General features: G+C 74.4%; 14 protein-coding genes. 9 read left to right on the forward strand and 5 right to left on the reverse strand.

Annotation, left to right across the window (positions count from 1 at the left end):
• Positions 1–5 precede the first annotated feature (5 nt).
• Positions 6–851: a sulfurtransferase gene (locus Sspor_RS13170; RefSeq protein WP_202199305.1), complete on the reverse strand. Its 846-nt coding sequence runs from the start codon at positions 849–851 to the stop codon at positions 6–8.
• A 176-nt stretch (positions 852–1,027) separates the two neighbouring features.
• Between Sspor_RS13170 and Sspor_RS13175 the strand changes: the two genes are divergently transcribed.
• A complete protein-coding gene (locus Sspor_RS13175) occupies positions 1,028–1,813 on the forward strand; it encodes a VOC family protein (protein WP_202199306.1) in 786 nt (261 codons plus the stop codon).
• Here the strand turns inward: Sspor_RS13175 and Sspor_RS13180 are convergent.
• Positions 1,802–3,076, reverse strand: a complete 1,275-nt coding sequence (locus tag Sspor_RS13180; protein ID WP_202199307.1) for an MFS transporter — start codon at positions 3,074–3,076, stop codon at positions 1,802–1,804. The genes Sspor_RS13175 and Sspor_RS13180 overlap by 12 nt on opposite strands.
• Before the next feature lie 156 nt (positions 3,077–3,232).
• Here Sspor_RS13180 and Sspor_RS13185 point away from each other — a divergent pair, with 156 nt between their 5' ends.
• The 6 genes from Sspor_RS13185 to Sspor_RS13210 are packed head-to-tail and all read left to right on the forward strand — an operon-like array spanning position 3,233 to position 9,045.
• Positions 3,233–4,267 (forward strand): ABC transporter substrate-binding protein, encoded by a 1,035-nt coding sequence (locus tag Sspor_RS13185; protein ID WP_202199308.1) that lies wholly within the window; start codon positions 3,233–3,235, stop codon positions 4,265–4,267.
• Complete coding sequence (locus tag Sspor_RS13190) at positions 4,257–5,372, forward strand: FecCD family ABC transporter permease (RefSeq protein ID WP_202199309.1); 1,116 nt, start codon at positions 4,257–4,259, stop codon at positions 5,370–5,372. Before Sspor_RS13185 ends, Sspor_RS13190 begins: the two co-directional genes overlap by 11 nt.
• Positions 5,369–6,211: an ABC transporter ATP-binding protein gene (locus Sspor_RS13195; RefSeq protein WP_202199310.1), complete on the forward strand. Its 843-nt coding sequence runs from the start codon at positions 5,369–5,371 to the stop codon at positions 6,209–6,211. The genes Sspor_RS13190 and Sspor_RS13195 overlap by 4 nt, the downstream gene beginning before the upstream one ends.
• A complete protein-coding gene (locus Sspor_RS13200; protein WP_202199311.1) occupies positions 6,208–7,074 on the forward strand; it encodes a Rossmann-like domain-containing protein in 867 nt (288 codons plus the stop codon). Before Sspor_RS13195 ends, Sspor_RS13200 begins: the two co-directional genes overlap by 4 nt.
• Positions 7,071–8,114: a GHMP family kinase ATP-binding protein gene (locus tag Sspor_RS13205; RefSeq protein ID WP_202199312.1), complete on the forward strand. Its 1,044-nt coding sequence runs from the start codon at positions 7,071–7,073 to the stop codon at positions 8,112–8,114. Before Sspor_RS13200 ends, Sspor_RS13205 begins: the two co-directional genes overlap by 4 nt.
• On the forward strand, positions 8,035–9,045 hold the full coding sequence (locus Sspor_RS13210) for a pyridoxal-phosphate dependent enzyme (RefSeq protein ID WP_202199313.1): 1,011 nt from the start codon (positions 8,035–8,037) through the stop codon (positions 9,043–9,045). The genes Sspor_RS13205 and Sspor_RS13210 overlap by 80 nt, the downstream gene beginning before the upstream one ends.
• Here the strand turns inward: Sspor_RS13210 and Sspor_RS13215 are convergent.
• The gene (locus Sspor_RS13215; protein WP_202199314.1) at positions 9,036–9,977 is read right to left on the reverse strand and encodes a GlxA family transcriptional regulator; all 942 of its coding nucleotides are present in this window, start codon (positions 9,975–9,977) and stop codon (positions 9,036–9,038) included. The genes Sspor_RS13210 and Sspor_RS13215 overlap by 10 nt on opposite strands.
• Before the next feature lie 242 nt (positions 9,978–10,219).
• Here Sspor_RS13215 and Sspor_RS13220 point away from each other — a divergent pair, with 242 nt between their 5' ends.
• Both Sspor_RS13220 and Sspor_RS13225 read left to right on the forward strand, forming a co-directional pair.
• On the forward strand, positions 10,220–10,699 hold the full coding sequence (locus tag Sspor_RS13220) for a hypothetical protein (protein WP_202199315.1): 480 nt from the start codon (positions 10,220–10,222) through the stop codon (positions 10,697–10,699).
• A 1-nt stretch (position 10,700) separates the two neighbouring features.
• The gene (locus Sspor_RS13225; protein ID WP_202199316.1) at positions 10,701–10,976 is read left to right on the forward strand and encodes a DUF3817 domain-containing protein; all 276 of its coding nucleotides are present in this window, start codon (positions 10,701–10,703) and stop codon (positions 10,974–10,976) included.
• A gap of 9 nt (positions 10,977–10,985) precedes the next feature.
• Here Sspor_RS13225 and Sspor_RS13230 read toward each other — a convergent pair whose 3' ends face one another.
• A complete protein-coding gene (locus tag Sspor_RS13230) occupies positions 10,986–12,098 on the reverse strand; it encodes a M20 family metallopeptidase (RefSeq protein ID WP_202199317.1) in 1,113 nt (370 codons plus the stop codon).
• A complete protein-coding gene (locus tag Sspor_RS13235) occupies positions 12,095–13,645 on the reverse strand; it encodes a UDP-N-acetylmuramoyl-L-alanyl-D-glutamate--2,6-diaminopimelate ligase (protein WP_202199318.1) in 1,551 nt (516 codons plus the stop codon). The genes Sspor_RS13230 and Sspor_RS13235 overlap by 4 nt, the downstream gene beginning before the upstream one ends.
• Positions 13,646–13,708 lie beyond the last annotated feature (63 nt).

Raw genomic sequence — 13,708 nt, forward strand, 5'->3', positions numbered from 1 at the left:
CCCGCCTACTGGGGGTCCGGGCCCGTGGCCACCGGGCGGGCCGGGTCCCCGGACCACTCGGACCAACTGCCCGCGTACAGGTCGGACTCGATGCCGGCCACCTCCAGGGCCAGCACCTCATGCGCTCCGGAGACCCCCGAGCCGCAGTACACGCCCACCGGCGTCCCCTCGGACGCTCCGAGCGCCTCGAACCGGGCGCGCAGGGCTCCCGCCGGCAGGAACCGTCCGTCCGGGCCCACGTTCTCCGTGGTCGGGGCCGACAGCGCGCCCGGGACATGGCCGCCGACCGGGTCGATCGGTTCGACCTCGCCCCGGTAGCGCTCCCCCGCGCGGGCGTCCAGGAGGACCCCTTCCCGCGCGCGCAGGGCCGCTCCGTCGGCGTCCAGCAGCCCGACCGCCCCCGGAGTTGGCTTGAAATCGCCCTCCACGGGAGTCACCCGGTCGGCCGTAACCGCGCCCCCGGCCGCCGTCCAGGCGGCCAGGCCGCCGTCCAGGACCCGCACGTTCGGGTGACCCGTCCAGCGCAGCAGCCACCACGCCCGGGCCGCCGCCCAGCCCAGTCCGCCGTCGTACACGACGACGGGACCGTCCGCCGGGACGCCCGCCCGCCGCATCGCCTCCCCGAAGGCCTCCGGGTCCGGGAGCGGGTGGCGTCCGCCCTTCCCGGGCGGACCTGCCAGTTCTCGGTCGAGGTCGACATACACCGCCCCGGGCAGGTGTCCTGCCTCGTAGGCGGGCCGCTGGTCAGGGCCGCCGAGCTGCCAGCGGACGTCCAGCAGCACCGGCGGGCGGGGGCCCGCCAGCTCGTTCCTCAGTTCGGCGGCGGCGAGGGTCGCAGATTTCGCAGTCATGCCGGTCATCTTCCTCCCCGCCCGGCACCGGCGTAACAAGACCGTCATCGGGGGGCCGTACCGATCCGGTCAACTCCGTGACCGGCCCCCTCGACGCGGCCCGGTCGGGGCGCGCCGAGTCGCCGGGAGTGGAAGCATCAGCACCGGTAAGCGCCACGACGGAGGAGACGGCTGACATGACCGAGGCAGCGGAAGCGATCCGGCGCACCCCCGGTACCCCGTGCTGGGTGAGCCTCATGGTGCACGGCCTCGGGACCACCGAGGACTTCTACGCCGACCTGTTCGGCTGGGAGTACGAACCGGGGCCCGAGCAGCTCGGCCCGTACGTCCGCGCGGTGCTGAACGGCCACGAGGTGGCCGGGATCGGCGAGATGCCGCCGGACCGGCATCTTCCGGTGGCCTGGACGACGTACCTCGCCACGGACGACGCGGATGCCACCGCCGAGTCGGTGCGCGCCTGCGGCGGCACGGTCGCGGTGGGCCCGCTGGACGCCGGTATCGCGGGGCGGGTGGCGATCTGCTCCGACCCGCTGGGCGCGATCTTCGGGCTGTGGCAGGCGCAGAGCCGGATGGGCACCCGGCCGCACGGCGAGCCGGGCACCCCCGTGTGGAACGAGCTGGTCACCCAGGACACCTCGACGGTCGGGAAGTTCTACGAGCACGTCTTCGGCCACGAGGCGCAGACGCACGCCACGGCCTCCGACGACTTCGACTACCAGACCCTGCACCTGGAGGGGAGGCCGGTGGCCGCCGTGCACGGCGTCGGCCGCTCGCTGCCGCACGACCGGGGGCCGCACTGGATGACGTACTTCGAGGTGGAGGACACCGATGCGGCGGCCGCCCGGGTCGTCGAGCTCGGCGGGCGCGTGGTCGACCCGCCCCGTGAGGGTCCGCGCGGCCGGCAGGCCACGGTCGCGGACCCGGAGGGCGCGGTGTTCGCCCTCGTACGGTCACGGCGCTGACCTCGACACCCCCTGGCTCCCCGGAGTCCGCCCGAAGTGCCGGGCGGTGGGTACGAGGGCGGCCGCGGCGGGTACGAGGAAGCAGGCCGCGGCACACACGGCGAGGACCGGGGTGGCGCCGAAGGTGCCGATGGCCGGGGCGATGAGGGCGAGGCCGGCCGGGGCGAGCCCGTAGGACAGCAGGAAGTCCAGCGAGGAGACGCGGGCGAGCTTGTCCGGGGCGACCTCGCGCTGGGTGGCCGTGAACCAGGGCACGTTGAACAGCTCGATCCCGATTCCGGCCACGACGTAGGCCGCGATCACCACGGCCGGGTGGACCGGAAGCATCAGGCTCAGCGGCGCGAAGCCGTAGGAGGCCAGGCCGGCGAAGGCGCTCCAGCCCTGGGAGCGGGGCCGTCGGCGGGCGGTGAGCAGGGCCCCGCCGAGCGCGCCCACGGTGTAGGCGGTCATGGCCGCGGCCATGACCCACCCGGTGCCGTAGCGGTCGCGGCTGACGAGGGGCAGGGCCACGCCGGTGGCGGAGTAGCCCAGCGCGATCACGGCGGTCAGGGCGCCGAGTCCGGCGAGGAACCAGGGGTGGCGGCGGGCCTCGCGTATGCCGTCGACGAACTCGGCGCGCAGGGATGCGCGCGGTGCGGAACTCTGTGATCCGGGGACCGTGGCGCCGCGGCCCGGCAGGAGGGCGGCGACCAGCCAGAGCAATCCGATGCCCAGCAGCAGTGTCCCCGTGCCGACGAACGACGCGAGCAGGGCCGTCATGGTGGGGCCCGCCAGCGTGGAGGTCCGTACCGCCATGGTCATGGCGGCATTGGCCTGCTGCCTGCGGTCCGCGGCGACGACCTCGGCGGTGAGCGCCTGGAAGGCGGGGCGGCAGGCCCCCTGGCCGGCGCCCGCGAGGGCCGCGGCCAGGGTCATCACCAGCAGCGACCGGCCGAGGCCCAGGGCGAGGAGCGGGGCGGCGGCCGCGGCCGCGAGCGCGGACCAGAGCACGACGGCCCGGCGCGAGTGACGGTCGGCCAGCACCCCGCCGACGGCGACGGCCGCGAGGAAGCCGGCGGTGCGGGCCGCGAGGACCAGGCCCAGGCCGGCCGCGCCGAGTTCACGGTGCAGGACGGCGAGGCCCAGAACGAAGGGCAGGGCCCAGGTCGCGAGTCCGGAGGCGGTGCTGCCCGCCCACAGGCGCAGGAAGGCCGGGTCGCGCAGGACGGAGCGGGTGGGCGGTGGGGCGGTCCTGGGCGTCGTGGGGGCGGGTGTGGTCGCCATGGGGGGTGCTCCTCGTTCGTCGGCCGGTGCCGGGTCGCGGTTCGGCGAACCCCGACCCGGGGGTGTTAATGAAAACGATAACCATTACAGTACTCTGTGACGCGGCACCCCTGCCCCGGTGCACGACCACACCCACGCCCCCAGACCGGAGAACCCATGCGCCAACGCGCCCGGATCGGCATCCCCTTCGCACTCGTACTCGCCCTCACCCTCGCCACCACGGGCTGCTCGACCGCCACCGACGACCGCGCGCCGAAGGGCGAACCGGCCGCCCGGACGGCGGCGTTCGGCAGCTGCGGGCGGCAGCTCTCCTTCGACCGGCCCCCGCGGCGCGCCGTCGCCCTGGACCAGACCTCGACCGAGACCCTGCTGGAACTGGGACTCCAGGACCGGATGGCCGGAACGGCCAACCTCAAGACGAAGATCCCCGCGCAGTACCAGGACGCCTACGCCAAGGTCCCGGTCATCGCCCCCAAGATCGCCACCGGCGAGCAACTGCGTGCGGCCACCCCCGACTTCGTGATGGCCGCCTCCGGCGACCTCTACACGAAGGACCGCGCCGGCACCCGCGAGGAACTGGCCGCCCTGGGGGTTCCCGCCTTCGTCAGCGCCGTGGACTGCCCGCAGCACGACGAGGCCGGAAGGACACCCTTCGAACTGCTCTTCTCCGACTACGAGCGGCTCGGCGAGGTCTTCGGCCGCACGGAGCGGGCCGGCCGGCTCGCCCGGGAGCAGCGCGCCGCCGTCGCCGCGGCCGGCGCGAACGCCGCCGGGGCCACCGCCCGGGACGGGAGGCGGCCCACGGTCGTCTACCTCTACTCGGTCTTCAACGGCATGCCCTACGTCGCGGGCCGGACCGGCCTGCCCGGCGAGATGAGCCGGATCGTCGGCGCGAAGAACGCCTTCGACGACGTGGCCGAGGACTGGCCGGAGGTCTCGTGGGAGCAAGTCGCCGCCCGCGACCCGGATTTCATCGTGATCGGGGATCTGAGCGAGCGCGGCCGGCCGGGCGACAGCGCCGCCGAGAAGCGCGCCGCGATGGCCGCGGACCCGGTGGTCTCCCGACTGGCGGCGGTCCGCGAGAACAGGATCATCGAGGTGCCGGGCATCGAACTGGACCCCTCCGTACGCTCCGTGCACGCCCTGGGGCTGCTGGCGGCGGGCATGAAGGACCTCGGGTATGTCCGCTGACCCGCGGGCCGTGGACCTGCTGCTTCCCGCCGCCCGGGAGGTCCGGGTGGACGCGCCGCCCCCGCCGCCGCGGGCCGGACGGTCCGGTGGACCGGCCCGTGCGGGGCTGTTCCTCGCCGGAGCGCTCGTCCTGGCCGCCTCGGTGGCGGCAGGCACCCGTATCGGCAGCGCCGACGTGGGATGGACCGACCTCGGCCGGGCGCTCGGGGCCCGGCTGGGGCTGGGCACCGAACCGCTGCCGCCGCTGCTGGACTCGCTCGTCTGGGACCTGCGGCTGCCCCGGGTGCTGATGGCGGCCCTGGTCGGTGCCTCGCTCGCGGTGTGCGGCACCGTGCTGCAGGCCGTCACCCGCAACGCGCTGGCCGACCCGTACCTGCTCGGCGTGTCCTCGGGCGCCTCGGCCGGGGCCGTCGCCGTGGCCGTCCTGCCCTTGTCCGGGCTGGGCGCCCAAACCCTCGGGATCACCGGCGGCGCCCTCGTCGGCGCCCTGCTCTCCTTCGGCCTGCTGCTGGTGCTGCTGCGCCGTACGGGCCTGGACTCGGTCCGCATCGTCCTCACCGGAGTGGTCGTCGGACAGCTCTTCACCGCGCTGACCTCGCTCGTCCTGATGGCCTCGGCCGACGCCGACACCACGCGCGCCCTCACCCACTGGCTGCTGGGCTCGATGGCGCCGGCCCGCTGGGACGCCGTCGCGGTCTGCGCGGTCGTCACCCCGCTCGGACTGGCGGCCGCCTGGCTGTGCGCGAACGCCCTCGACGGCCTCGCGTTCGGCGCGGACACCGCCGCGTCGCTGGGGATCGGCGTACGGCGCACCCGGATGCTGCTGCTCGTGATGACGGCCGTGCTGACCTCGGTGGCGGTGGCCACCGTCGGCGCCATCGGCTTCGTCGGGCTGATCGTCCCGCACGGGGTGCGTCTGCTGGCCGGTCCGCTGCACCGGGTGCTGCTCCCCCACGCGGCGCTCGCGGGCGCGGTGTTCCTCGTGTGGACCGACGCCCTGGCGCGCGCCGCCTTCGCACCGCGTGAGATACCGGTCGGCGTGATCACCGCGCTGCTCGGTGTACCGCTGTTCCTGCTCGTCCTGCGCAGGAGGGGTGAGCTGTGAGGATCACCGCCGAAGGGCTGAGCTGGTCGGCCGCCGGCACGCCCGTCGTCCGCGGGGCCGGCCTGGACATCGCGCCGGGCGAGACGGTCGGACTGCTCGGCCCCAACGGCTGCGGCAAGTCCTCGCTCCTGCGCTGCCTGGCCGGGCTGCGCGTGCCCGACGCGGGCACGGTGCGCTACGACGGCCGGTCGATACGGGACTGGAGCGCCCGCCGGATCGCCCGCCGGATCGCCTTCGTGGAACAGGACTCCGCATTCGACACCGACCTGCGCGTCGCCGACGTGGTGGGGCTGGGGCGGACCCCCTTCCGCGACCCCTGGCGCGGCCCGGACGCCACCGACCGGGCGGTGGTCGCCGCCGCGCTGGACCGCGTCGGCCTCACCGCGCTCGCCGGGCGCTCCTGGAAGGGCCTGTCGGGCGGCGAGCGGCAGCGTGCCCACATCGCCCGCGCGTTCGCCCAGCAGCCGTACGCCCTGCTCCTCGACGAGCCCACCAACCACCTGGACGTCAAGCACCAGTTGGAGCTCATGGAACTGCTCGCAGGCACCGGGCAGACGGTGCTGGTCGCGCTGCACGACCTCACCCTGGCCGCCCGCCACTGCGACCGGCTGCTGCTCATGCACGAGGGCCGCCTGATCGCCTCCGGCACCCCGGCCGCCGTACTCACCGCCGAGCACCTCGCCCGGGTCTTCGGGGTCGACGCCGAACTGACCACCGACGCCACGGGCCGTCCCTCGGTGTCCTACCGAGGCCCGCTCCGCACCACCGCGGCCGCGCCCGCGGCCGTGCCCACAGCCGTGCCCGACCCCGCCCCCGCACTCCGACAAGGAACGTCATGACGAGCCACACGCCGCCCACCGCACCCGCACCCGCACCCGCACCCGCGCCCGCGCCCGCACCGACCGTCGACGGCCTCTTCGCGGCCGTACTGGCCGGTGAACAGGGCCCGCCGCCCCGCGCACTCGTGGCGACCAGTGTGTTCTGGATCCACCACGGCACCCGGCTGGCCGGCGGCGACACCACCTACCTCAACCAGTACGTCCTGGTGCGCGTCGGCGACTCCTTCGGCGGCTGCGCCTTCGAGGCCGGCGAGATCGACCCGGCGATCTGCCGTGACGCCTCGGGCGCCCCGCTCGACGTCCTGCTGCGCGAGGCTCCCCGCCCCCTGCGGATCGCCGCGCTCGACGCGTACCTCGCGGGGCGGCGCCCGCACCGCGACGCCGGGGCGGAGCCGGTCGTCCTCCCGGTCGGCACCCCCGAGGTACGCGCCCGGGCCCGCGACGCGGCCGTCGCCGGGCTGCTGGACATCGGCCCCGGCGCCCGGGTCGGCCTCATCGGCGTGGTGAACCCGCTGGTCGCGGCGATCCGCGAGCGCGGCGGCGTACCGCTGCCGTGCGACTTCAACCTCAGGACCACACAGTGGGGCGATCCGGTCACCACCGACATGCACGAGGTACTGGAGCGCGCCGACGCCGTCGTCGCCACCGGCATGACCCTCGGCAACGGCTCCTTCGACACCGTCCTCGACCGCTGCCGCACCCGGGGCATCCCTCTGGTCGTCTACGCGCAGAGCGGCAGCGCGGTGGCCCGGGCCTTCCTCGGCTCCGGAGTGACCGCCCTGTCCGCCGAACCCTTCCCCTTCTCCCAGTTCAGCGCCGACCCGACGACCCTGTACCGCTACCGGACGGCGGGGCGGCCGTGATCGCGCCCGCCTCCCGCCACGGCGCCGGGCACGCCTCCTGCCACCACGGCGAGATCCTCCAGGGCGTCTTCCTCGACGCCGCCGGACGCCGGTGCGCCGGCCTGGTCACCCTGCCGATGACCGGGCCGGCCGGCCGGGCCGAGTTCACCCGGCATCCCGGCACCCCGCCGGAGCAGCTCACCGTCCTGCCGGGGGACCGTACGAAGGCCGCCCGCGCCGCGGCACTCGCCGTCGAGGAGTGCGCGGCGCGGCGCCGGGAGCCGCCCTGCGGAGGGAAGTTGCGGATCGCCGGCGACATCCCGGTGGGCCTCGGCATGGGCAGCTCCACCAGCGATGTCATCGCCGCCGTACGGGCGGTCGCGGACTCCTACGGGGTGCGGCTGGCGCCCGGTACCGTCGCCCGGCTGGCGGTGCGCGCCGAACAGGCCTGCGACCCGCTGATGCTGGACGCCCGCCCGGTGCTCTTCGCCCAGCGCGAGGGGCGGGTGCTGGAGGTCCTCGGCCCCCGCCTGCCGCCCCTCGTCGTCGTGGGCTGCGCCCTGGGCGGGGGCGCGCCCGTGGACACCCTCGCCCTGCCGGACCCCGCGTACGACGAGGGCGACGTACGCGCCTTCGAGCGGCTGCGCACCCTGCTGCGGCGGGCCGTGGCCACCGGCGACGCGGCCCTGCTGGGCCAGGTCGCGACCGCCAGTGCGCGGCGGGGCCAACAGCTGCTGCGCCATGCGGAGTTCGACACGGTCGCCGACATCGGCCGGCGGCTGGGGGCCCTCGGGGTCCAGATCGCGCACAGCGGCGCGGTGGCCGGTCTGCTCCTCGACCCGGCGGCCCCGGGCCTGGACCGGCGGATCCGTGGCTGCGTACGGGCCCTGAAGGGCAACGGCATCGCCGTGACCCGCGTCTTCCCGACCTTCCCGCCCATCCCGGCCTTCCCGGCCTTCCCGACGACCAAGGAGTTCCCGAGTGGACCAGCACATCGCCGAGGCCATCGGCCGGCCCGACCTGATACGCCTCGACGACCGGCTCGTCTGCCTGCGCTTTGAGACCATGAAGGTCGTCTCCGCCCTCGCCGCGGTGCGCCACCTGCTCGACACCGGGGTGGTGCGGCCCGGGGACACCCTCCTGGACAGCTCCAGCGGGATCTACGCGTACGCCCTCGCGCTGGCCTGTCACCGCCACGGCATGCGCTGCCACATCGTCGGCTCGACGACCGTCGACCGCACGCTGTGCGCCCAACTGGCGGTGTTCGGGGCGACGCTGGAGCGGATGGAGCCCTGCGACGATCTGAAGCTGGACCAGAAGCGGCGGGTCGAGCGCATCCACGAGATCCTCGCGGAGCACCCCGAGTACCACTGGATGCGGCAGTACCACGACGACATCCACTACCTGGGCTACCGGGCGGTGGCGGAGCGGATCCGGCCGGCGGTGGGCGGGGGTGGCCTGACCCTGGTCGGCGGGGTCGGCTCGGGCGCCTCGACCGGGGCGCTGGCCCGCTATCTGCGGGAGGACCGCGCCGACGTCGAACTCGTCGGCGTGCAGCCCTTCGGCAGCGTCACCTTCGGCGCCGGACACGTCGCCGACCCCGAGATCATCATCGCCGGGATCGGCAGCTCCATCCCCTTCGGGAACGTCAGCCACGCGTCGTACGACACGCTCCACTGGATCTCCTTCGACGCCGCCCTGTCCGGCAGCGTCGACCTGCTGCGGCGGCACGCGGTGTTCGCGGGCCTGTCCACCGGGGCCGGCTACCTCGCCGCCCGCTGGGAACGGGCCCGGGCCCCGGAGCGTACGGTCCTCTTCATCGCCGCCGACACCGGCCACCGGTACGTGGACAGCGTGTACGCCCGCCACCACGAGGCGGCACCCGTCGACTCCCTGATACCGCGCCAGGTCACGAACCGGGCCGAACTCGCGCTCCCCTGGTCCCGGATGGACTGGAACCGGGCCCTCGGCGAAGTCCCGCCCTATGCCTGAAAGGTGCGCCGGTAGGCGTGCGGACTGGTTCCCGTGAGGCGCTTGAAGCGCTCCCGGAACGCGGTGGGAGAACCGAACCCGACCTGCGCGGCGATCCGTTCGACGGGGTGGGCGGTGGTCTCCAGCAGGTACTGCGCCTGCCGGATCCGGGCCCGGTGCAGCCACTGCAGCGGCGAGGTGCCGGTCTGTTCGCGGAAGCGCCGGTTGAGGGTCCGGACGCTCATGCCGCCCTGTGCGGCGACGTCGTCAAGGGTGAGGTCGCGCCGGACGTTGTCCTCCATCCAGCGCAGGAGCGGCTCCAGCACCGATCCGCGCGGGGCCGGCGGCTGGTCGTGCACGATGAACTGGGCCTGCCCGCCGTCGCGTTCCAGCGGCATGACGGACAGCCGGGCGGCGTCCGCGGCCACCGCCGAGCCGAGGTCGCGCCGGATCATGTGCAGGCACAGGTCCAGTCCGGCGGCGGCGCCGGCCGAGGTGAGCAGCTGCCCGTTGTCGACGTAGAGCACCCCCGGGTCCACCTCGACGGCGGGGTGGAGCGCGGCGAGCAGCCCGGCGGCCGACCAGTGGGTGGTGACCCGCAGACCGTCCAGGAGTCCGGTGGCGGCCAGGACGAAGGCGCCCACACAGATGGAGGCGATCCTGGTTCCCCGTGCGGCGGCCTGCCGCAGCGCGTCGAGGACCTCCTCGGGCACGGGCGCCGCGGGGTCGGCCACACCGGGCACGATGATCGTGTCCGCCTCGGCCAGCTCCGTCAGCGGCCACGGCGCGCGCAGCACGAAAGCCCCGGCGTCGACCTCCTCGGCAGGTGCGCAGACACGGACCCGGTAGGCCGGACGGCCGTCGGGAAGCCGGGTCCGCGCGAACACCTCGATCGGGGTGGACAGGTCGAACGGAATCACACCGTCCAGGGCGAGCACGACCACGGTATGCATGGCCCGACGATAGCCGGGCGCGGCACCGGCCTCTCCCCTGGATACCGTCACGGCGGATGATTCCCCCCAGGTCACAGCCGTCCGTCGGGCCCATGCCGCCGTTGGCCATAATCCGTTGGTTGATGGCATTCCAGCCGCTTCCGGTGTCTGTGAACCACAACTAGCGTCGGTGTCCACCCCCACCGGCCCGGTTCCCGCGGCCGTCCGACACCCGTCCGCTCCCGACCACCTGGATCACGCACGTGACGAAATTCCTGCTCGCCGTCCACGTCCTGGCGGCGGTCATCACGATCGGCCCGGTCACCGTCGCCGCCAGTATGTTCCCGCCGACGGCCCGCCGCGCCCTGGCCGGACCCGGCAACGCCGCGACCCTCGCCGAGGCCCGTACGCTGCACCGCATCTGCCGGGTCTACGCCGTGATCGCGGTCGTGGTACCGGTGTTCGGACTGGCGACCGCGCGCAGCCTCCACGTACTGGGCAGCCCCTGGCTCCTCACGTCGATCGCACTGACCGCCGCGGCCGCGGCCGTGCTCGGCATCCTTGTACTCCCCCGCCAGTCCGCGGCACTGACCGTCCTCGACGGCACCGCCGACCCGCAAAAGGCCGCGGCCGCCCTGCGGGCGGTCGGTCGGCTGGGCATGTACACCGGACTGTTCAACCTGTTGTGGGCGACGGTGACCGTGCTGATGATCGTCCGCCCCGGATCCACCACAGGAGCCTGACATGCACCGCCCCAGCCGACTCCTGCGGGCCGCCGCACTCCTGGAACTCGGCAGTCTGGCCGTCCTGTTGAGCAACCTCGGCGTGCTCCACCTGCAAGCCGTCTCCTCGGCCGTCGGCCCCCTGCACGGCTGCGCCTACCTGGTCGTCGTCATCGCCACCGCCCGCGAGCCGCACTCGGGCCGATCGACCGTCGCGCTGTCGGCCGTCCCCGGTATCGGAGGCCTCCTCGCCCTGCGCCGCCTGACCGCGCCCCGCCCGCCGGTCAGCCGCACGTGACGGGACGGCTCACCGGCCGGTTCCGCCGTCGCGGATCGCGTTCACCAGTCCGGTGACGAGATGCGCCCGTTCCGCCATCGCGTCGACCACCAGGTACTCGTGGTCGGCATGGGCACCGCCGCCGACGGCTCCCAGGCCGTCGAGCGTAGGCACCCCCAGCGCGCCCGTGAAGTTGCCGTCGCTGCCGCCGCCCACCGCCCTGCCCTCGATGCCCGGCAGCAGTCGCCGCGCGATCTCGAACAGGTCCGCCGACGCCGACTCCGGCATCGGGGGCCGGCCCACGGCCCCCCGGACCACGATCTCCGCTCCGTCCAGACGCGGGGCCAGGGCCGCCATCGCCGACTCGACGCGCTCCTTCTCCCCGGCCGACTCGACCCGGACGTCGACCAGCACCGTCGCCTCCGCCGGAACGACGTTGTCCGAGGTGCCCGCCGACGCCACGGTCGGGGTCACCGTCGTCCCGAGCTCCGGCCTGCTCAGCGCCGCGATGTCCAGTACCTGGTGCGCCGCCTCGACCAGCGCGTTCACCCCGGCCTCCGGCTCCAGCCCGGCGTGCGCCGCCCGCCCCTTGACGAGCACCTCGAACGTGCCGCACCCCTTGCGGCCCGTCTTCAGGCCCCCGCCGTCGGCCGCGCCCTCGAACACGAGCACCGCGCCGCAGGCGCGCGCCCGCTCCTCGATCAGGGCCCGGGAGGAGCCGGAACCCACCTCCTCGTCGGCGGTCACCAGCACCTCCACGCCCGACAGGTCGTCCAGCGCCGCCAGACCGTGCACGGCCTGGACCAGACCGCCGAGCATGTCGAAGACTCCGGGGCCCGTCGCGTGCCCGCCCTCGACCCGGAAGGGGCGGCGCTCCAGCGTGCCCAGCGGGAAGACCGTGTCGTGGTGGCCGAGGATCAGCACCCGGGGATCGCCCCCGCCCGACCAGTGCACATGTGGCCCGGCCTGACTGTCCACCAGGACGGCCCGCCCGCCCAGCCGGCTCTCGACGACCGCCGCCACGGCGTGGGCCGACGCCTTCAGGGCGTCGAGGTCACGCGACGGGGACTCGACCTCGACGAGCGTGCGCAAGTCTTCGAGCATCGCCTCGACACGCACAGGAGTGCTCTGGTACGCCTTCATGCCCTCACGATACGGGGCGCTCCCGGCGGGCCCTGGAGGGGCGGAAGCCCGGTGCTGCGCGCGGTCCAGGACGTGGCCAGTTCGCGCACGGTGGCCATGTCGCTGAAGGGGAGCAGTTCCTCGCCGACGATCTGGTGCGGTTCGCTGCCCTTGCCGGCGATCAGGACCGTGTCGTCGGGGCCCGCCTCGGACAGGGCGAAGGCGATCGCCCGGCGGCGGTCGGCGTAGCGGCGGAAGGGGGTGCCGGTCCCCGTGAGTCCGTGGGAGACCTGGTCCAGGATGGCCTCGGGGTCCTCGTCGCGGGGGTTGTCCGAGGTCAGGACGCAGAGGTCGGAATGGGTGCCGGCGATCTGGCCCATCTCGGCCCGTTTGGTGGTGTCGCGGTCCCCGCCGCAGCCGAAGACCGTGATCACCCGGCCGGGGGCGAAGCCCCGGATCGTGGTCAGGACCTTCTCCAGGGAGTCCGGCGAGTGGGCGTAGTCCACGATCACGGAGGTGCCCTGCGGGGTCCGGAAGCGTTCCAGCCGGCCCGGGACCGGAGGCATCCGGTCGAGCGCGTCGACCAGGGGGCCCAGCTCGTGCCCCAGCACGTGGCAGGCCGCCACGGTGGCCAGCGCGTTGGCCACCGAGAACCGGCCGGGGACGGGGATCGAGGCCGGGTAGGCGCGTCCGGCGTGGTGGAGGGTGAACCGCGTACCCGAGGCGCTCACCACGAGGTCGGTGGCCCGGTAGTCGGCCGGGCGGTCCAGGGCGTACGTGGTCACCGCACCCGGCATCATCGACACGACGGACGCGCCCACCGGATCGTCGGCGTTGACCACCGCACGCCGGCACAGGCCCTGGAAGAGCCGCAGCTTGGCATCCCGGTAGTCCGCCATCGTCCCGTGGTCGTCCAGATGGTCCTGCGTGAGGTTGGTGAAGACCCCGACGTCGATGAACGTACGGTCCACCCGGTGCGTCAGCAGCGCCATCGAGGTGGCCTCCAGCACCACGCCGGCGGCCCCGCGGTCGCGCATGTACCCCAACAGGTACTGCAGGTCGGGGGATTCCGGCGTGGTCAGCACCGAGGGCGGCATGGGGATCGGCTCGTCGCCGATCCTGCTGCCGGCGGTTCCGATCACCCCCACCCTGGAGCCCTCGGCGATCCGCAGGACGGACTCGACCATGTACGAGACGGAGGTCTTCCCGTTGGTGCCGGTGATCGCCACCATGTCCATCTGCCTGCCGGGCTCGCCGAAGTAGCGGGAGGTCACCACCGCGGCGGCCGTCCGCGTGTCGGGGACCCGGACGGCACAGGTGCCCGGGGGCCATACCGCGGCCGGCAGCTCGGGCTCACTGCCGTCGACGAGTACGGCGGCGGCGCCCCGGGCCAGGGCGGGCGGGACGGAGGCGGGGCCGCCCTCCCGGTGTCCGGGTACGGCGATGAAGAGCGAGCCCGGCATCACCCGGTCGGCATCGAAAGTGGTTCCCGCGGTGATCAGCGTCGTGTCCGGATCACCCTGGAGGACGTGGTGCTCCTGCCCGGCCAGCAATTCGCTCAGCTTCACAATGATCCCTTCGAGGGGGCTCGGGCCCGGGCGTGCGGCCGTAGCCAGGCGGCAGCGCCGGCG

The sequence above is a fragment of the Streptomyces spororaveus genome (assembly GCF_016755875.1).
GTDB classification, from domain to species: domain Bacteria; phylum Actinomycetota; class Actinomycetes; order Streptomycetales; family Streptomycetaceae; genus Streptomyces; species Streptomyces spororaveus.